The sequence below is a fragment of the Halomonas sp. HNIBRBA4712 genome (assembly GCF_043558675.1).
Taxonomy (GTDB): domain Bacteria; phylum Pseudomonadota; class Gammaproteobacteria; order Pseudomonadales; family Halomonadaceae; genus Vreelandella.
This window is the reverse complement of sequence record NZ_JBIFXR010000004.1, coordinates 271,766-292,864: the sequence shown is the minus strand read 5'-3', so window position 1 is coordinate 292,864 and position 21,099 is coordinate 271,766. Positions and strand designations below refer to the sequence as shown.

9 protein-coding genes are annotated in these 21,099 nt (G+C 63.9%); 7 read left to right on the top strand and 2 right to left on the bottom strand.

All coding sequences use genetic code 11. The features are described from left to right. Window positions 1-74 precede the first annotated feature (74 nt). Together ACGK9R_RS10790 and ACGK9R_RS10785 are read right to left on the bottom strand one after the other, a co-directional pair. Window positions 75-1,406: an HlyD family type I secretion periplasmic adaptor subunit gene (locus ACGK9R_RS10790; RefSeq protein ID WP_394581070.1), complete on the bottom strand. Its 1,332-nt coding sequence runs from the start codon at window positions 1,404-1,406 to the stop codon at window positions 75-77. Further along, window positions 1,403-3,160 (bottom strand): type I secretion system permease/ATPase, encoded by a 1,758-nt coding sequence (locus ACGK9R_RS10785; protein WP_394581068.1) that lies wholly within the window; start codon window positions 3,158-3,160, stop codon window positions 1,403-1,405. The genes ACGK9R_RS10790 and ACGK9R_RS10785 overlap by 4 nt, the downstream gene beginning before the upstream one ends. A 669-nt stretch (window positions 3,161-3,829) precedes the next feature. On the opposite strand from ACGK9R_RS10785, the gene ACGK9R_RS10780 reads away from it, so the two are divergent. The 7 genes from ACGK9R_RS10780 to sufB all read left to right on the top strand — a co-directional run bounded on the left by ACGK9R_RS10780 (window position 3,830) and on the right by sufB (window position 21,052). After that, window positions 3,830-16,762, top strand: a complete 12,933-nt coding sequence (locus tag ACGK9R_RS10780) for a carbohydrate-binding protein (RefSeq protein ID WP_394581066.1) — start codon at window positions 3,830-3,832, stop codon at window positions 16,760-16,762. A gap of 163 nt (window positions 16,763-16,925) precedes the next feature. Then, window positions 16,926-17,315 carry a thiol-disulfide oxidoreductase DCC family protein gene (locus ACGK9R_RS10775; RefSeq protein ID WP_394581064.1) on the top strand — a complete coding sequence of 130 codons (390 nt, stop codon included), beginning with the start codon at window positions 16,926-16,928 and terminating at the stop codon, window positions 17,313-17,315. A 43-nt stretch (window positions 17,316-17,358) separates the two neighbouring features. Continuing rightward, on the top strand, window positions 17,359-17,883 hold the full coding sequence (locus ACGK9R_RS10770; protein ID WP_394581062.1) for a hypothetical protein: 525 nt from the start codon (window positions 17,359-17,361) through the stop codon (window positions 17,881-17,883). A gap of 108 nt (window positions 17,884-17,991) precedes the next feature. Further along, window positions 17,992-18,465 carry a YbhB/YbcL family Raf kinase inhibitor-like protein gene (locus ACGK9R_RS10765; RefSeq protein ID WP_394581060.1) on the top strand — a complete coding sequence of 158 codons (474 nt, stop codon included), beginning with the start codon at window positions 17,992-17,994 and terminating at the stop codon, window positions 18,463-18,465. A 66-nt stretch (window positions 18,466-18,531) separates the two neighbouring features. Then, complete coding sequence (locus tag ACGK9R_RS10760; RefSeq protein WP_394581058.1) at window positions 18,532-18,870, top strand: zinc ribbon domain-containing protein YjdM; 339 nt, start codon at window positions 18,532-18,534, stop codon at window positions 18,868-18,870. Window positions 18,871-19,073: 203 nt separating this feature from the next. Next, entirely contained in the window at window positions 19,074-19,538 is a 465-nt protein-coding gene (locus ACGK9R_RS10755; RefSeq protein ID WP_394581056.1) for an SUF system Fe-S cluster assembly regulator, read from the top strand. 71 nt (window positions 19,539-19,609) lie between these two features. Further along, the gene (sufB, locus tag ACGK9R_RS10750) at window positions 19,610-21,052 is read left to right on the top strand and encodes a Fe-S cluster assembly protein SufB (protein ID WP_394581054.1); all 1,443 of its coding nucleotides are present in this window, start codon (window positions 19,610-19,612) and stop codon (window positions 21,050-21,052) included. Window positions 21,053-21,099: the final 47 nt, after the last annotated feature.

Sequence of the window (21,099 nt, the reverse complement as noted above, 5' to 3'; positions counted from 1 at the left end):
GTGAGCGTGCGGGGGGAATCCCGCCACGCTACACCGCGATCCGCCGACATGCCATCCTCGCGCTCGGTTGACGCTCAATCCTCGCGCATGGAGCGCGCCAGCATATCGGTGATCGGCTTGGCGATATAGCTTGCAAAGCTGCGATCGCCGGTCTTGAGCATCACTTCGGCAGGCATGCCGGCCAGCAGCTTCATGCTCTCGGTCATGTTCTCCTCGCCCTGGGGCGTGACCCGCAGCCGCGCCTTGTAGTAGCGCGCTCGCGTCGCCTCGTCCTCGAAGCTATTGGCGCTGACGTGAATGACCTCACCTTCGATGACGTTGGAGAGGCGCTGGTTGAAGGCGCTGAAGCGAATCTCCGCAGGCTGGCCGATATAGAGATGGTCGATGTCGTGATCCGGCACCCGCGCCTCGACGATGAAGCCGACATTCGACGGTACGATATCCATCAGCGCCTCGCCGGAGCGAATCACCCCGCCGGTGGTGTGTACTTGAAGCCCGACCACGGTGCCCGCCACCGGCGCCAGCACCTGGGTGCGGTCGACGTTGTCGTTGAGCGCGGTCAGACGCTCTTCGGCGTCCGCCACTTCGGCCTGAGTCAGGCGCAGCGCCTCGCCTACCTGCTGCTGGAACTCCTGCAGGCGAACCTGCTTTTGCAGCGTGTTTTCGCTTAATTGGGAGTTGAGCCGGGCGACTTCGGCGGCGTGCTGGGCGTTGACACTCTGGTACTCGAGGCTTTCACGCTCGAGCTCGTGCAGGCGCTGGCTGCTGATCATGCCGCGCTGAAAGAGCTGGCGGTGGTTCGCCGCGTCACTATCGAGCGAGCCGATGCGCCGCTGATTGATTGCCTGGGTATTGGTCAGCCCCTGGATCTGCTCGTTCATTTGAGTGATTTGCTCGTCGAGCGAGGCCAGAGTGCTTTCGAGCGACGCGCGGCGAGAGTCGAAGAGCCGGCGCTGCACGTCGAGCACCTCCTGCACCCGGGGGCTGTCCGAGTCGGTCAGTTCGGCGGGGAAATCGAGGGTGTCGGCTTCGCTGAGCTCGGCCAGTAGCCGCACTTCCGTGGCGCGGCTAATGAGGTAGTTGGCGCGGGTCACCTCGAGCTGCGAGCGCGCCTGGGTGTCGTCGAGCACCATCAGCACGTCGCCGGCGTCGACGTGATCGCCATCCTCCACCAGGATGCGCTCGACGATCCCGCCTTCCAGGTGCTGGACGGTCTTGGTGAAGTTCTCGACCGACACTGAGCCGGGGGCGACTACCGATACCGCCAGGTTGGCGAATACCGACCAGCTGCCGAAGCCGCCGATCGCGACTGCCAGAATGATAACGCCGATGCGCCGGTAGCGCGTGTCCTCGAGAGGCAGCTCATCGTTGGCGGCGGTTGTGGGGAATCCGGGCTGCATGTTCATGGCTGGTTCTCCTGCGGGTGACGGCCACGGGCGCTGGGGCGAAGCGTGGTGACGGGCGGTGGTAGCGTGCCGTCGGCGGTCATGCGAGGGGCGGGCTCGACGCGGGTGGCCGGGCTCAAGGAAGCGATGCTGCCGTCTCTAAGCACCAGCACTTTATCGACGTTGCGTAAGAGCCGCGTGCGGTGGGTGATTACCAGCGCCGTGACGCCCTCCTGGCGCAGTTCGGTCAGACATTTTGCAAGTGACACTTCGCCGGCCTCGTCAAGGCTTGCGTCCGGCTCGTCCAGTACGACCAGCACCGGCTTGCCGTAGAGTGCGCGGGCAAGCCCGATCCGCTGGCGCTGGCCCGCGGAGAGAGCGTTGCCGCCGTGGGCGATCCAGGTGTCGTAGCCGTTTTCGAGCGCCAGGATCATCTCGTGCACGCCGGCCTTTTGCGCCGCGCGCACGACCGCGTCCGGGTCGACCTCGCCAAAGCGAGCGATGTTCTCGGAGATCGTGCCGTCGAAAAGTTCGATGTCCTGAGGCAGATAGCCCAGGTGCGGGCCTAGCGCGGCGCGGCTCCACTGGGTGATGTCCGCACCGTCCAGACGCACGCTGCCGTGTTGGCTCGGCCAGATACCGAGCACCACCCGGGCGAGCGTCGACTTACCCGCCGCGCTCGGCCCGACGATGGCGATATGCTCGCCGCGCGCCACCTTGAGGTTGATATCGCGCAGGGTGGCAAGCTTCTCGCCGGGGGGCGCCGCACTCACCCCTTCGAGTACCAGACGCCCTTTGGGTGCAGGTAGCGGCATGCGCGGCGGCGGGGCCGGAATCGCCACCAGTAGCTCCTCGAGGCGGGCTTTTGCGGTGCGCGCGCCGGCGAAGCCTTTCCAGCCGTTGATCATCTGATCGATCGGTGCCAGCGCCCGGCCCATTAGAATCGAGCCTGCGATCATCATGCCTGGGGTCAAGTCCCCAGCCAGTACCAAATACGCGCCCAGGCCCAGAATCAACGACTGGAACATCAGTCGCAGCACCTTGGAGGTGTTGGTGAAAAGCCCGGCGCGGTCGCTGGCGCGGGACTGCAGCAGCAGGTAGTCGTGATGGCGCGCGCTCCAGCGGCCCATGATGCCGGGCAGCATACCCATCGCGTGAAGTACCTCGGCGTTTCGAAGGTTGCTGTTGGTCAAGTCCTGGGACATCACGTGCTGGCCGTTGGCGTCGTTCAAAAGCGATTTGGTCGAGAGCTCGTTGGCGATCGCAAGGCTTGCCAGTATTACGCCGGCGGCCAGCGCGAAGAGCCCGAACCAGGGGTGAAACAGCGCCAGCACGGCGATGTAAACCGGCACCCAGGGCGCATCGAAGAAAGCGAACAGCGCATTGCCGGTGAGAAATTGACGCAGCGTGGTTAAATCATTGAGCGGCTGGGCCGAGGGTTTGCCCGGCGTCATCAGCGAGCGCTGGAACATCGCCGCGTAGAGGCGCTGGCTTATACGCGCATCGAGCTTGTTGCCCACTCGCACCAGAATGCGCGAGCGCATCAGCTCGAGCCCGCCCATGACCAGAAAGAAAAACACCGTCACCAGCGTCAGCATGAGCAGCGTTTCGAGACTGCGTGTCGTGATGACCCGGTCGTACACCTGAAGCATGTAGAGCGGCGGCACCAGCATCAGAAGGTTGATGAAGAGGCTGAAAAGGCCCACGTAGAGGAAGCTGCGTCGGCAGGTGCCGAGCACCTTCGCAAGATCCGACGCTTCTCTGGATTTAGCCATGGCACGCTCCTGGCAGCGTTATCGTTATTGTTGGCCGCCCGGCTTCGTCGCACCTCGCGGCAAAGACGGTTCGCTTTGATGATCTCGCAAGACTAAAGTGCGCCATGAGAAGCCCGTTTACTCTCGCTTTCAGGTTCTCTCGCTTTTACGTCATGTCTTATTGTTGTTCCGCTTAGCGTATCAGGTTCTCTATTTTGGTCATGGCCGTTTTTTTTAATTTCCCACGCTTTAATTAATCAGTGGGAAGAGTAGATGGAGTTAATAGTTAATGTTCTTTAGCGCTATTAATTTCGTAATCAAAAAACATTATTTTCGTTAGTACGGTTTTTTGAAGTTTCAAGTCTTTTGTTAAAAACCGTTTTTAGTTAGCGTTTTAAGCGCGCTGAATTAACGCGATATTTATCGAAAGCCTGAAAAATTGCTTAGCCGTGTAGGTTTTTTGCCTCTTTTCCTGTCAGCTTTCTCTTGCTTTTAAAGTCTGATTAAACTCCTCGATAGCCATGCCTCGAGCGTTTGAGCTCAGGCGCGGTGGATAAAGCGCACCTCGCGGTATCGACGAGCTCTTCCAATAACAACGTCGAACGATGCCTGCATGCACGCCGAAGTGCTCTGGTTGAAGTGCTCTGGATAATGTCAATAACAAGTCCCGATGATCGACCCCGAGACTCGATGGAGTTTGATGCCATGATCAATGCCATGTCCGGTTTTACCCCAATTCGTATCCAGGCCGAAAACCAGGATGTTTCCAGCGGTGCCTACGCGACCCTGACCGGGCCTGGCATCAACGTGATTAGCGGGCCGGAGGTGCCCAACGCGGTCAACGCCGACGGTCAAGCCTACGTCGATTACGGCGACGGCGTGGCCGGAGGCGAAAGCGTCACGTTTACGTTCAGCGTCGAGCAGGACGGTGAGTACGAGCTGGCGCTGAGCTACGCGCTGAGCCAGAACGCCGACGGCAGCGAGCGCAACCGCCCGCTGCGCCTCGATGTCAACGGCGAGCTTTTTGATCGCATGTTCGATTTGCCCAGCACCACCTTGACCTCTGAGCCGACGGATTTCAGCGATTTCGGCGAGCGCACCGTGCGCGTGCAGCTCAAGGCCGGGGAGAACAGCGTCAGTTTCACCTCCAACGGTGCCAGCGGCCCCAACCTCGATTTTCTCGAGGTGCGCGCGCCGAACCCGGATGTTTACGTGGTCCAGGGCGAGGACCTGGTGGTCTCGCCCAGCGCCGATGTGAAACAGAGCGCCACCAACCGCGTGGCCACGGTGGATAGCATTGCCGATTTCACCACCGGTAACGAAACCTTCCGCGTCGGCGCCGAAGGCGCAAGCTACCTGGACTGGGCGTTCGGCAACGCCAGCGCCTATGGTGAGTTCACCCTGGAGGTGGCAACGGCGGGCACCTACAACGTCACGATCACCTACGCGACGAGCTCCGCACGCCCGCTCAATCTGGGCCTTGTCGAGGAAGGTGTGGTCAGCCCGCTTGGCACGTTCGCCTTCGCGCCGACCAATGCGCCGGCTTACTACCCGGACGACGTGTCCGACGTCCCGCAAGCCAACCGCCCGGGGAACCTGATGGCCAGCCAGTGGGAAGGCTGGTCGACGGAGACCCTGGAAGTAACGCTTGCCGCCGGCAGCAATACCCTGCGCCTGGGCGGCGCCGCCAACGGCCCCAATATCGACAGGATCGAAGTCGCGTTGACTGCCCCTGCGACGGTCGACCCCGAAACCCCGGTCAATCCGGTCATCGAGCCGGTCGTCATTCAGGCCGAGGATGCCACGCTCGGCGCCACCAACGGCGCGGCGACGCTGATACGCGATGCCAACAACCCCGAAAGCGGCGCGGCGTTTTCAGGCCTGCGCCCGGACTACTCCGGCACCGGCTACGTCGACTACGGCAGCCAGCCCGGCGACAGCCTCACCTTCACCATCAACGTTATGGAGGCCGGCGAGTACGATCTGAACTTCCGCTACGCCAGCAACGGCAACCGGCCCATGGTGCTTTCCGTCAATGGCGCTGCGCTGGGTAACCAGCCCTTCGTCACCACCGACCCCAACGCCACCAACCTGGCGCCGGAAGGCTTCGACGTGTGGGGCTATCAGAGCTTGACCACTGCGCTCATCGCCGGCGACAACGAGATCACTCTGAGCATCCCCGCCGGCGCCTCCAGCGGCCCGAACCTGGACCGGCTCGAGGTCACCACCGCCGGCAGTGGGCCGGTCGGCGATGTCAGCGCCGATGCCGACGCCACACCGCTCGCTTTCAGCGCCGACACGCTCGTCATCGACACGGCTGATGCCGCCACCGCCGGCTTCAGCGTGACCGGGCTCGATGACGATGTGACCTTCGTTGGCGTCAGCTTCGACGGCGGCGCGAGCGTCGAGGTGGTCACCCCGGACGAGAGTGGCCGCTTCCTGCTGGATCTCTCGCGCTTCGAGGAGGGCGCGATTGACGCGACCCTTCTGGTACGCGACGCCTTCGGCAACCGCGCCGAGCGCACCCTGGCATTGACCCTTGAAACCGTGGAAGAAGAGCCGACACCCACCGCACTCGACGTGCTTTTCGACGCGGCGACCATCAGCGCCTACAACGATGCCCAGGATAATCCGCCCAGCGGCACCGGCGCGACGGTATCCGATGAAGGGTCGACGCTTACGCTGACGGATAACGTCTGGAAGCGGGCAGGGCTTGGAGAGAGTTACACCATTACCGACCAGACCCGGCTGACCCTGGAGATCGCAATCTCCGAGTCGCCGGTGCCTGAGATCGTCGCGGTGGGTTTTGACAACGATGCCAACCCCTTCAACGGCGGCAACAGCGTCTACCAGTTGGGTGGCACCCAGTCTCAGGGCGGCTTCGTCGACCTGCGCGGCCAGGGCGTGGACACCGGTAACGGCACGCTGCGTTTCACCATCGATCTGGCCAACCATGCCGGCACCACGATCGACTCGCTGGTGTTTATCAACGACGACGACATCGGCCCCAAGGGCAGCACCCGCTTCAGCGGCGTGCGCCTTTCAGACGCCGCCGAGCCCGACACCAACAGCGCCCCGCGCGTGGTCGGCGGCGGCATCGCCGATCTGAGTCTGGAGGAAGGTGCCACACTCGAGATGGATCTGCCCTTCGTCGATGACGATGGCGATACGCTCAGCTACCGCTTCGAGATCGTCGATAGCGCCGGCCAGCCGGCCACCGTGGCCGGTTTGAGCATCGTCGATCAGGCGCTTGTGGGAAGCCTCGACGGCCTGGCGCCGGGCACCTATACCGTGTCGATCACCGCCGACGATGGCGCCGCCACCGCCTCGACGGATTTCGCGCTCACCATCGAAAACGTCAACCAGGCGCCGGTTGCCGCGCCCGCCGCCCTCGAGCCCTACTTCGGCGAGGTGGGGGAGAGCTTCACCGCCATTACGCTCGATGATCTGGCCGCGCTCTTCAGCGACCCGGATGGCGACAGCCTGACGCTTTCCGCCGAGAACCTGCCCGATGGGCTCGAGGTGGTCGACGGCGTCATCCAGGGCACCCCGACCATGAGCGGCGCCTTCGACATCGTCATCCGCGCCACCGACCCGGCGGGGCTTTCTGCTACCCAAACGCTGAGCTTTGTCATCGAAGGTGTCGAGGTCGGCGGGGCGGTCACCATCGAGGCGGAGAATTTCACCGATCTCGCGGCGTCCAATCTGATCGTCACCGGTAACGCCAGCGCCTCCAACGAGCAGCTGATCCGCTTGACCAGTAACGCCCCGGCCACGATCGGCACCGATCTCGCCGCCGGCGGGGTGGAGCCTGGCTGGTACGTTGCGAAACTCTACGTGTTCGACGAAAACGACGGCGAAGGGTCGCTTACGCTCACCGTCGGTGACACCGTACTGCAGGCACGCAACGCTCAAAGCGACAGCCTGAGCGATAACGTAGTGCTTAGCGACGCTTTCGGCACCCTGGTCGGGTCTGGCCCCCGCGGCAACGCCGGCCAGAGCGGCAACCGCAAGGAGATCGTGTTCGAAACACCCTTTGAAGTGACCGCTGGCGACATCGCAAGCCTTGCGCTTCGCGGTGCCGGCGGCGAGCTGATGCGTATCGACTCGCTGGTGTTCGAGCGTATCGAGGCGCCCACTAACGCCGCACCTACCCTTGAGGGGCTGGCGGCGAACGTCGCCGTCGATGAAAACGCCACTTTGGTGGCCAACCTTAGCCTGGCAGATGCCGACGGCGACGCGCTGTCGGTGACGCTTTCCGGTAGCGACGCGGCGCTGTTTCGCTTCGATGCCACCACCGGGGCGCTGTCGTTCATCAACGCGCCGGACGCGGAGCTTCCCGCGGATACCAACGAGGACGGCGTTTACGAGCTAACCGTCACGGTCTCTGACGGCAAGACGAGCATCGCGCAAAGCACGTTGATCACGGTCAACGATGTCGATGAAGGCGGCGGCGAAACGCCGGTGGTCGAACCCTTCACGCTTCAGGCCGAAGCGGCGACCATTACTGATGTGGGCGGCACCGCTCAGGGCGCGGTCACCCGGGTGGTCGACGCCGCCAATCCGGACGACTTCGGCAACTACCGCGAAGGGGCGGTAGGCGGGGCGTACCTGGATTTTGGTACCGATGCCGGCGACCGGATCACCTTCAATATCGACGCGCCGGCGGCGGGCACCTATACGGCCACGATCCGCTACGCCAACGGCGGCGCCGCGCCGCGCCCGCTGGATCTGGCGGTCAACGGCGCGGCCAAGCCCCAGCTTGCGTTCACCAACGCCCCGAACGACGGCGTCAACGACCCCTGGAATGCCTGGCTCGAGCAGACCGTCGAGGTCACGCTCAACGCTGGCGCCAACACGCTCTCGCTGACCCTTCCCACCGCGGCGAACGGCGGCGTGGCCAACGGCCCCAATATCGACCAGATCACGTTTGCTTTGGCGGAAGAGGGCGAAACGCCGCCCACCGCGCCATTTGAGTTCACCATCGAAGGCGAAGCGCTTTCCATCGACGACCCGAGCAACGTGGGTACCACTCGCGATACCCAGGTGCGCAACGCCGCCAACCCGGAATCCAATGCCGACGCCGGCGCCGACGGCTTGTGGGACGGCTTCACCGGCAGCGGCTACCTGGACATGGGGAGCAACATCGGCGACGCCGCCTTCTTCAACGTGGTGGTCGACCAGGCGGGCACCTACCAGCTGACGGTACGCTACGCCAACGCCGGTACCAACGGCGCGGACCGGCCGATGGACGTGCTGGTGGGCGGGGCCTCCCAGGGTAGTCTTGCCTTCGCCTCGACCGGCGTGAGCGCCACCGACTGGCAGAACTGGACCGAGACCACCATCGATGTCGAGCTCGCCGCGGGTAGCAACACCGTGCGCTTGGCGAACCTGACCAACGCCGGCCCCAACATCGACCGCCTGAGCATTACCCGGGAAGGGGTCGAGCCGCCTAGAGAAGTCGAGCCCGGCGAGCGCTTCACCGTCAAGATCAACTTCCAGCCAGAAGGGGTGGCGATTCCCGAGGGCTATATTGCCGATGTCGGCAAGGGCTTTGGCACCCAGTCGGTGACCGTCGATGGGCAAACCTACCGCTACGGCTGGGTCACCGAGGCGTCGATCTACGATGGCGAGCCCGGCACCACGCCGCTGGATATTTCGAGTTTGACCAGCGTGGCGGTCAACGACCGCACCGACGACATCGCCGGGCTCGACCCCCGCCAGGGCACCTACGCCCACTTCGACCAGCCCGGAAGCGCCTACGTGCGCGCCGGCTGGGAAATCGAGCTTGCGGATGGCTACTACGAGGTGACCGTGTCGATTGGCGACACCTTCGGGCCTTACGATAGCCGTAACGTGCTCAACGCCGAGGGTGAGCTGTTCAACACGCCGTTCACCCCCTTCCGCCCCGCCGACTTCCCGGCGGACACCAACCCGGCCAACGACACCGAAGGCGTGCGCTCGGATCTGGTGACCCGCATCGTGCAGGTGTCCGATGGCCGCTTGACCCTGGACTCGCTGGGGCTCGATAACGAGAACACCGAAATCCAGTACATCGAGATCCAGGCGTTGCCGGATCTGACCCCGGACGACGACCGCCCGGCGTTTGATGATTACGCCTTCTTCACCGATGCCCGCGCCATCGCCGGGGTGGGGGAGAACGAAGTCGAGGTCAATCTCGAGCCGACCGACGGCAGCTTCCCCACCGGGGTGGACCCGACGTCCGACATCTTCGTCGGTATCTCGGTGGTCGACGGCCGCGGCGGCGCGCTGCTCGAAAGCCTGACCGACGGCTCGGTGAAACTGTTCGAAACCGTCAGCGGCCAGCAGGTGTCGTTCAACGTCAACACCACCGGCGGCTTCGACTCGCTGACCATCTCGCCGAGTCAGATGCTCAAGCCGTTTACCAGCTACACCCTGGTGATCGACGGCTTCCAGGACCGCGGCGCCAACGACGATCTGACTGCGCCGACCCGCGAGTTCCAGAAATACACCAACACCTTCGTTACCGGCGCCGCACCTGAGGTGGTCGCGCGGGACGTGGCCTTCAACGACGTGATCGAGCTCAACGGCGCAGCCGACAGCGCCTTCGGCTTCACTTCGCTGGAGATCACCGCCGACGGCTCGACCATGTACATCGCCACCATCGGCGGTCAGATCCTGCGCTACGATGTCGACCCCAATACCGGCTCGCTCGGCAACCGTCAGGAGCTGTCGCTTCCCAGCGACTACTTCTTCGAGGCGGGGGCTGAGAGCGGCAACGACCGGCGCGGCATCATTGGTCTGGTGGTCGACCCCACCGACTCGAACGTACTCTGGATCACCGACAACTACCCGATCCCGCTCAACGGGCGCGATAACGGTGTGCCGGAGTTCAGCGGGCGGATCACCAAGATCACCCTCGACGGCGGCAGCGGCTTCTCCGGCACCGCGGAGCCCTACATCACCGGGCTTCCGCGCTCCAACGGCGACCACGTCACCAACAGCCTCGAGTTCCGCGCCAATCCGGAGTACGACGCCACCGCCAATCCGGACGTACCCTCGCACCTTCTGTACCTGATCCAGGGCTCCAACTCGGCGATGGGCGAGCCGGATAGTGCCTGGGGTAACCGCCCAGAGCGCCTTCTGAGCGCCTCGGTCATGGAGATCGACCCGACCCGCGACGCGCCGCCCGGAGGCTTCGACGTCTCCACCGAGCCGGTGCCGAACAACGGCCAGAACACCCGCTACAACGACCCGGACGGCCATCCCAAGGATGACCCGATCCCGATGGGGAACGGGCAGTTTTTGGTCTTCGACGCCCGCGGTGTGGCCACGGTGCAGGATGCCAGCGGCAACGTGCTGCAAAGCTACTACGACCCCTTCGCTGAAGACGCGGTGCTGACCATCTTCGCCACCGGCGCGCGTAACGCTTATGACCTGGTCTGGCACTCCAATGGCTTCTTGTACGTGCCGACCAACGGCTCTGCGGCAGGCGGCAACATCCCCGACGACCCCTCGACCCCGGTGAACGAGCGCTACACCAACGTCGAGAAGCAGGACGACTACCTGTTCAAGGTGGTCGAGGGCGGCTATTACGGTCATCCCAACCCGCTGCGCGACGAGTACATCATGAACGGCGGAAACCCGACCGGCGGCGTCGACCCCAATCAGGTGGATCGCTACCCGGTCGGCACCAACCCGGAGGGCACCTACGACATCGGTGGGGTCTATTCGCTGGGCGAAAACCGCTCGCCCAACGGCGCGGTGGAGTACAAGAGCGGCGTATTCGGCGGCAACCTGCAGGGCAACGTGCTGTTCACCGAGTACTCCGGCGGCGACGACGTGCGTAGTATCACGCTCGATGCCAGCGGCAACGTGATCGGCGACGACGTGCTGCGCGACCCCCAGGGCAACGTCATCAGCTACGTCGACCCGCTCGATATCATCGAGAACCCGATCACCGGCCAGCTCTACCTCCTGACGCTGAACCGCGCCAACGGGCAGAGCCAGATCATCCGCCTCGACCCGGCGCCCGGCGGCGTGGTCGACCCGGTCGATCCGACCCCCGGTGACGAGCTCGAGTCACTGCTGGTGATCCAGGCCGAGGATAGAACGCCGGAGGACGGCACCGCAGTGACCATTGCTACCGGTGCCGGCGCCCAGATCCAGATTCGCGACGCGCTCAACCCGGAAACCACCCAGGGCCTGCCCAACGGCCTGCGCCCTGGCTCCTTTGGCGTCGATGGCAACACTAACGACAATGACGGCGTACTCGGCGGCTACGCCGACTTCGGCTCTACCAACGTGGATTTCCTGACCTTCACCTTCGATCTCGATGCTGCGGATGCCGGCGAGTCGGTGCTGCGCCTGCGCTACGCCAACGGCGGCGGCGCCGACCGGCCGCTGGAGGTGTTCGTCAACAATGTCAGCGTCGGCGTGTTTGATTTCAGCCCGCCGGTCGGCTTGACCGGCGATGCGGCCTGGGCCGAGTGGCTCACCGAGGACGTGGCCGCCAGCCTGGTCAGCGGTCAGAACACCGTGCGCCTCCAGGCGGTGGCCAACACCGGACCTAACATCGACCAGCTCGAGGTGCTGCGCGTCCCTGACGACACCTCGCTTGGCTACACCGACTACGAGGCCGAGAACGCCGCGCTCGACGGGGCGGTGGTCGTCCCGGAAAGTGTCGATGACCGCAACGCCTCCGGCACCGGCTACGTCGACTTCAACGGCACCAGCGACCAGACCATCACGTGGACGGTGAACGTCGATACCACCGGCAACTACGACGTGGGCTTTCGCTACGCGCTGGCCGCGACCAAGGCCGACCGGCCGCTTGCGCTCACCGTCAACGGCGTGAATCTGGGCCAGGTCAATTTCACCGGGCAGAGCAACGCCAGTGAAAGCAACTGGTTCTTCCAGAACGCGCTGATCAACCTGCAGGCGGGAAGCAATACCGTTAGCGTAACTGCGCCCGGCGCCAACGGCCCCAACGTCGACTTCCTGCGCGTCCCTGATGCGCCGGCGGACACCTTCATGCCGGTCTACGCCGACGTATCAAACGGCGCGCGCATCGAGCTTGAAAGCGGCGACAGCGCGCGCACCATCAACGATCTGACCGCGGATTTCTACTTCTCCGTGGCGGCGGATGGGCTCTACCGGCTGGATCTGGCGGCCAACGCCGGCGCCGACAATGGCCAGGGCTTGACGCTGACCCTGAACGGCCGCCCGGTGGACGTGCTGAGCTACCCGGGCGTGGGCGATGCCGGCGAGCAGGGCACCTACGTCTCGCTGAGCGCAGGGGTGAACTACAACCTGCGCGTGGTCTCGAGTGCCAACGGCGCTGACGATCTGGACTATCTCGACGTCGCGCCGGTGGCGGTCAACGACAATGCTGATCTCGTGATTCAAAGCGGTGATGCGGCCTACTACTCCGACCGGCTGCACTTCAGCTACCTGGAGAACAACAGCGCCTCGAACCCGAACCGCGACTTCAAGGAGAGCGCGACGGTCACGCTCTCCAATACCGGAAGCGAGGAGCTGGTGATTCTCGACGCGGATATCGACGGGCCGTTCGTCCTCGCCAATCCGTCGATCTTCGAAGGCTTGACCCTGGCCGCTGGCCAGTCGCTCGAGGTGGCCGTACTGTTCGACCGGGCAAACTACACGCCGCCCACCAATGACGCTGGCGACGGCGTGTTCGAAGGGCGCATCCGCCTGATCACCAACGACGCCGAGACGCCGGTGGCCGAAATCCACATGGCCGGTTTCTGGCAGGCCCGCGATGAAGGCGGCTGGGAGCCCAACGTCAACGAGGTGTGGGAGGTGTTCGGTTTCGGTAACCGGATAGAGGGCCTGACCACCGTCGGCGGCGGCGAGAACTCGGTGCTCAACGACTTCGACTTGTACCGGCCGGTCAACGACGACGAGGTACTCTCACGCTACTGGTCGCTGGCCGACGGCGTAAGCCAGGCGAAGATCACGCAGCTTGCCGCCTACCACGGCGATGGCGGGGCGACGATCGGTATTCACAACCCCGGCAACAAGAACCAGGACATCATCTTCAGCAACCACGCCGGCAACAACAACCAGAGCCTGCTGCCGATCAAGAGCAATGGCGACTTCGCCACGGCGACCTTCACCCGCGCCGACATCCCCGGCGGCTGGACCGGGCAGGGTATCTTCGGCATCGAGGTGGCGAATCTCTCCACCGACCCGTCGCTCAACCCGCAAGGCGGCGGCACCCCGCCGGCGGATGCGGCGGGCATCGAGCGCGGCTACACCGTGCGCATGTTCCGGGCGCTGGATAGCGACGGCAACGTGATTCCCAATACCTACCTGGGCGTCATGGATTACACCGGCATCAACTACGACTACAACGACAACATGTTCGTGATCGAAGGCGTCTCGCCGGTAACCGGTGGGCAGCTGACCGTGATCAACAACGACGGCGTGCCCTCCAACGACCGGCTGGTGATGTCGCGCATCGAAAACCCGGCCAACGCCGCCCAAGTGGTGCACGACGAAGTCACCATTACGCTTCGCAACGACGGCATCGAGGTGCTCGATATCGCAAGTGTAACGGTCAGCGATACGACGCTGTTCGAACTCACCGCGCCCTTTGCGGCGGCGAGTTTGCAGCCGGGCCAGTCGCTCGATGTCACCGTGCGCTTCATCGCCGACGACCCGGACGATGCGAGCCTCTACGAGTCGAGCCTGGTCATCAGCTCCAGCGACGCCGATGCGACGCAAAAGACCATCGCGCTGGCGGGGCTGGCGCAGAACCGCTCGGAAAGCGGCCAGGAGCCGCTGGTCCAGGAAATCGTCAACGCCTTTGGCTACTCCACCAACGTGGCGGAGGGCCAGATGAACCGCGGCGGGCTGGTGGAAGCCAACGGCGACGAGATTCTTTCGCCCTACTTCCAGCGCGCCGAGTCGAACGCGCCGATCAAGATCACCCAGCTGGCGGCCTACCACACCCAGGGCGACGTGGCGCGGCTCTTCGTTCACGACGTGGATAGCCGTGAGCGTGACGAGATCCTCGCCCACGACGGCGCCGATGGGCAGACGCTCCTACCGCGCACCCTGGGCGGCAGCGGCCTGACCGTCACGACGCTCGATCGCGACGCGCCGTTTGGTTTCTTCGCCGAGATCTCCGGCCGCCAGGGCTACATTTCCTGGTCGGACCCGGACGCCAACCTCTACGAGGACACCATCGACGCCATCGGCACCCCCGGCAATAATCTCAACTGGGACCAGGGCGACGGCCACCTGATTCGGGTGTATATCGCCAGAGACGCGGCGGGCAACGTGATCCCGGATACCTATATCGTGATCCAGGACTACGCCGGGGTGAACTACGACTACAACGACAACATCTTCCTCGTCGAGAACGTGGCGACCTACGACCCCACCGGGGCCGAGGATGCCGACGGCAACGGCCGGGTGGATCTCTATGATGACGACGACAACGACGGCGTGCCGAACTTCCTCGAGGCGCCGACCCCAAGCGAGCAGACCGCCTATAACGCGACCGAAACGCCTTGGGCAGTGGGTAGCGACGGCCTGACTCTGGCAGCGAAGTTCTACGACAACGGCGGCCAGGGCGTGGCCTACAACGACACCACCACCGCCCACCAGGGCGCCGCATTCCGCGCCAATGAAGCGGTGGACATCTCCAACGGCAGCGAAGCGATCGGCTACGTCGCCAACGGCGAGTGGGTCGAGTACACCCTGAACGTCGAAACCGCCGGCACCTACACGCTGAGCTTCTCGACCTCTGCGACCACCACCGGCAAGAGCATTAGCGCGGCCTTCGAGCAAAATGGCGGCTTCTACACCCCGGCGCAGACCCAGAGCCTGCCCAATACCGGCAGCTTCGGCAGCTTCCAGACCGTGGGGCCGCTGACCTTCGAGCTCGAAAAGGGCGAGCAGGTATTAAGGCTCACCTTCAACGGCGGCCAGCTCGACTTGGCCTCCTTTACGCTGGACTTCGAGGCCCCGGCCGTGGAAGGACAGAGCGCCTATAACGCCACCCAGACGCCCTGGGCGGTCGGCGAGGAGGGGCTGAGCCTCGAAGCGCGGCTTTATGATAACGGCGGTCAGGGCGTGGCCTATAACGACACTACGGCGCAGCACTTCGGCAGCGCCTTCCGCAGTGACGAAGGAGTGGACATCTCAACGCCATCCCAGGCGATCGGTTTCATCGAGAACGGCGAGTGGGTCGAGTACACCATCAACGTCAGCGAAAGCGGCGTTTATGATCTTGATTTTCTTACCTCGCTCGGTGCCACTGGCGGCGCGGCGCGCTCGATCACCGCGAGCTTCGCCAAGGGCGACACTCCCTACGTTACCGCCTCTTCAGTAGGCGTGGCGCCCACCGGCAGCTGGACCAGCTTCACCCGCACCGACACCACCCAGGTGGCGCTCGAGGCCGGCGAGCAGGTACTGCGGCTGACCTTCAACGGCGGCTCGATGGATCTGGCCTCCTTCGATCTGACGCCGGTTGCGCCGGTGGACGATGGCCAGCGGGCCTTCACCGCCGACGGTGGCCCCTGGCAGGTGGGCAGCCGATTCACCCTGGACGCGGTGAACTACGACGAGGGCGGCCAGGACGTGGCCTATAACGACGCCGAAGCCGATCAGATCGGCTCGGAATTCCGCCCCGGCGACGGTGTGGATATCGTCGGCGACGGCGACGCGATCGGCTGGGTAGACGAGGGTGAGTGGGTCGAGTACACCCTCGATATTCAGCAGGCCGGGGTGTATGACCTGTCGTTTCTCTCGGCGCTGGGCGATGGCAGCGGCCCGCAGCGCAGTATCACCGCGACTTTTACCCAGGGTAATGGGGCGCCCTACGTCACCAGCGAAGCGGTGGTGGTCTCGCCGACCGGCGGCTGGGGTAACTTCCAGCGCACCGATCTCGCTCAGGTAGCGCTCGAGGCCGGTGAACAGGTACTCCGCCTGACCTTTAACGGCGGCTCTCAGGACCTGGCGTCGTTCACCCTGGCGCGCGATGGCCAGCAGGCCTTCAACGCCGGTGGCGTGCCCTGGGCGGTGGATGCCGACGAGGGTCTTACACTCCAGGCGGTGGACTACGACGAAGGCGGACAGGGCATCTCCTACAATGACGCCGACGACTTCCAAATCGGCACCGACTACCGCCCGGGCGACGGCGTGGATGTGGTCGGTGACGGTGAGGCGGTCGGCTGGGTGGACGAAGGCGAATGGCTCGAGTACACCATCAACGTCGAGCAGGCCGGTACCCATACGCTATCGTTTTTGACTGCCAACCCCAGCAACGGGCGTACAATCACCGCGGCGGTGGAGCAGAACGGCGAATTCTACGAGCAGGCGACCACCGCGGTGCCCAACTCCGGCAACTGGGGCGTTTACGTCGAAGGCGCGACGCTGACGCTGGATCTGGCTGAGGGCGTGCAGGTGCTGCGCGTGACCTTCAACGGCGGCTCGATGGATCTGGCCTCGTTCCAGATCACCCGCGACGCCGGGCAGGGCGCCCAAGCCTTCAGCGCTCGAACGCTGGCCTTCGATGCTGATCAGGTGGCCACACCGGTCGACGACGTGGTGCCCTTCAGCAGCGATGTCAGCCTGGGCGGCTTGCAGGAGGAGAGCGGATGGAGCTGATGCGTTCGATATAAGTCGTTACCCGCCGGGCGAACGAGCCCGGCGAGCAGGATTAACGCCCGCGCCCGCATGGAGCGCGGGCTTTTTCGTAGGGGCAAGCGGTAGGCTTGCGTAGTTGTACGGGAGTGCCACACTGATGACTCAACATCAGGCGAGGCCTCTCATGAGTGCAGTGCAGGAAAACCAGCGCGAGCCTATCCGGGTGTTTTATGACGCCCGGTGCCCGCTGTGTCGCCGCGAGCGGCGCCGTTTCGAGCGCCTGGCGGGCCGTCGCGGCGATGATATTGCGTGGTGCGACGTTACCGAGCACGAGCAAACGCTCGCGGCCCGCGGGGTCAGTCGCGACACCGCGCTGCGCTCGCTGCATATCGAGCTCGAAAATGGGCGGCTGATCGAGGGCATCGACGCCTACCGGCTGCTGATGAAGCGTATTCCCTGGCTTGTGCCCGGGGCGTATATTATCGGCCTGCCCGGCATCAAGCAGGGCCTTCGCCGCTACTACGATCATTGGGTCGAAAAGCGCCTCAAACGCCAGGGGCGCTGGTCGCAGTGAGAGCGGCGCGCCGATAACGCCACAGCGAATATAGGGAGTCGTCATGAACAAGGGACATTTTTGGAGCGCGCCCGGCGCGCTACTACTGGCGCTGCTGCTGGCCGGCTGTGCCGGGCGCGAGCCGCCGCCGGCGGCCGAGGTCGCCGAGCCGATAAGCGTGCCGGCCCAAACTGCCGTGCCGCGCTACGGCATGACCGATATCTACTGGGAGCCGCCGCTGGCGACGAGCCCGGAAGAGCGCGCCGCCTACTACCTGAGCCGCTTGGCCGACCCGCGCTTTATCGCCCCAGGGGCCAACGGCGTGCACTACGTCGCCGCGGAGCAGCTTGGCACCATTGGGCTGCCGGCGGTGCCGCTTTTGCTGACGCGGCTGGACACGCAAAACGAGTACGAGCTTATGCTCACGCTTTACGCGCTCGAGCTCGCCTCCCGCGATCCGCTGCTGATGGCGCGAACCGGCAGTGACCCGATCATGTTGAACGATACCCTCAATCCGCAGACCAATAGTCAGAACGTGGCCGCCGTACGCGAGTGGCAGCAGCGCCACCAGGGCGCGCTGATGCCGTGATCGATCGGCGCCTGAGCTTGGCAGGTTTCATGCACGTTCAATGTTTCATTCACCGTTACTTTTTCATTCACCATTACTTTTTCATTCATTGCTAAAAGGAGCCGTTTTATGCCCTTTGCGCTATCGTCGATGCAGGTTACCAGCACCGCCTTCAAGGACCATCAGGCCATTCCCGATCAGTACACCGGGGTCGGCGACGACGTTTCGCCGCCGCTTGCCTGGCAGGATGTGCCGGAAGGCACGAAAGGTTTCGCCGTGATCTGCCACGACCCGGACGCGCCGCTGGTCAAGAATGGCGGCTACGGCTTCATTCACTGGCTGGTGTACAACCTGCCGGGCGATGTGAGCGCGCTCGATCAACAGAGCGAGGTGGGCACCGCTGGCAACAACGACTTCGACAAGATCGGCTACGCCGGGCCCATGCCGCCGGAGAACCACGGCAAGCACCTTTACTACTTCTGGGTACTGGCGCTGGATCGCCAGACCTCGCTGCCCGAAGGGCTGACCATGAGCGAGCTTCTGCGTGAGATCGAGCCCCATCTTCTGGGCATGAACCGCTTGGTCGGCACCTACCAGCGCTGAGCGCTGGTGCCCTTGGCTCGATTTGTGTAGGCTCCTTCGCTTTATTCAATCGCGAAGGAGCCTTAGATGAGCGGTTTGCCCCCCTGTCCCGCCTGCCAATCCGGCTATACCTACGACGACGGGCTGCAATTCGTTTGCCCCGAGTGCGGTCACGAGTGGTCCAAGGAGGCCGCAGCGTCGGCTGAGGCGGAAACCGTGGTGCGTGACGCCAACGGTAACCCGCTCGCCGATGGCGATACGGTCACGGTGATCAAGGATTTGAAGGTCAAGGGCAGCTCTTCGGTGGTCAAGGTCGGTACGCGGGTGAAGAACATCCGCCTGGTCGAGGGTGATCACGATATCGACTGCAAGGTCGATGGCATCGGCCCCATGAAGCTCAAGTCACAGTTCGTCAAGCGCGCTTGACGCTTTAGCCCGCCGCTCGGCGGGCTTTTTGTTGTCGTCCAATTGCATTTATAAATGAGAATGATTGGCTTTTATTTCGCGAACGGCGTCGATCTTGCGCGAATAATGTGCTTTTGGGGTCGCTTTCGCGCGCAGGGCTTCACATCGATTTCATAGAGGACTAAAATGGTCCTCAATTGAAAGCGACCTGATCGGGAGCCCCAATGCTCAAGCTTTCGCGACTGACAGATTACGCCGCGGTGGTCATGGCGCAAATCGCCCGCCACCCGGACACCGCCCACGCGGCGGCGGACCTGGCCGGCGCCGTCAAGCTGCCTCACCCCACGGTGAGCAAGACCCTCAAGATGCTGGTCAAGGCGGGCCTTCTGACCTCGCAGCGCGGTGCCCAGGGCGGCTATCGGCTCGCTCGTCCGGCGTCTCACATTACCGCGGCGGACATCATAGCCGCCATCGAAGGGCCTGTGGCCATGACCGAGTGCAGCCACGCCGAAGGCGAGTGCGAGCTTGCCGGCAGCTGCGGGGTCTCGGACAACTGGCAGCGGGTGTCCGTCGCGCTACGCACGCTGTTGGAGAGCGTGACGCTCTCGCATCTGGCGGACAGCGCGCCGATCAAACTGCCGATCGCGCTACCGATTCAAACGATCAGCCTGTCGGCGGCGTCCGCCTAGCGGGCACGCAAGGGCCTCAACTTTATGGACGGCGAGCCTGCTCGCCACCCAACTGCCTGGAGGGTACGACCATGGCAAGCGAAGAAATGGAACAGCTGGTTCGTCGCGAGTATAAGGACGGCTTCGTCACCGACATCGAAAGCGACACGCTGCCGCCTGGCCTGGATGAAAACACCATCGCCTTCATCTCCAACAAGAAGGGCGAGCCGGAGTGGATGCTCGAGTGGCGCTTGGACGCCTACCGCCAGTGGCTCAAGATGAAAGAGCCTTCCTGGGCGCACTTGGACTACCCGCCGATCGACTACCAGGCGATCTCTTACTTCAGCGCGCCCAAGCGCCCGGAAGACCGCCCCCAGAGTCTCGACGAAGTCGACCCGAAGCTGCTGGAAACCTACGAGAAGCTCGGCATTCCGCTGCACGAGCGCGCCGCACTCGCCGGTGTCGCCGTTGATGCGGTGTTCGACTCGGTATCGGTCGCTACTACCTTCAAGAAGCAGCTCGCTGAAGCCGGCGTGATCTTCTGCTCGATTTCCGAAGCGATCCGCGATTACCCGGAGCTGGTTCAGCAGTATCTGGGCACTGTGGTTCCCAAGGCGGACAACTACTTCGCCGCGCTCAACTCAGCGGTGTTCACCGATGGCTCCTTCGTGTTCGTGCCGGAAGGCGTGACCTGCCCGATGGAGCTCTCCACCTATTTCCGTATCAACGCCGCTAATACCGGCCAGTTCGAGCGCACGCTGATCGTCTGCGAAAGTCGCGCGACGGTGTCGTATCTCGAGGGCTGCACCGCGCCGATGCGCGACGAGAACCAGCTTCACGCTGCGGTGGTCGAGCTGGTCGCCCTCGATGACGCCTACATCAAGTACTCCACGGTGCAGAACTGGTATCCGGGTGACGAGAACGGCAAGGGCGGTATCTACAACTTCGTCACCAAGCGCGGCGAGTGCCGCGGCGATCGTTCGCGCATCAGCTGGACCCAGGTCGAAACCGGCTCGGCGATCACCTGGAAGTATCCATCGTGTGTGCTGCGCGGCAAGGAGAGCATCGGCGAGTTCTACTCCGTAGCGGTCACCAACGGTCGCCAGCAGGCGGATACCGGTACCAAGATGATCCACGTGGGCGAGGGCACGCGCTCCTATATCGTCGCCAAGGGCATTTCGGCCGGCAGGAGCGATCAATCCTACCGGGGCCTGGTCAAGATCGGCCCGCGGGCGAAGGGCGCGCGCAATTTCACTCAGTGCGACTCGCTCTTGATCGGCGATACCTGCGGGGCGCACACCTTCCCGTACCAGGAGATCGGTAACTCCACCGCGAAGATCGAGCACGAAGCGACCACCTCCAAGATCGGTGAGGATCAGCTCTTCTACTGCCAGAGCCGCGGTATCTCCGAGGAGGACGCGGTGAGCATGATCGTCAACGGCTTCTGCAAGGATGTTTTCCAGGAGCTGCCGATGGAGTTCGCCGTCGAAGCCGAGGCGCTTTTGAACGTGACTCTGGAAGGCGCGGTGGGCTAAGCGCCCGCGCCACCATTTATTGTTAAGCGTCGCACTCGCGACCCGCT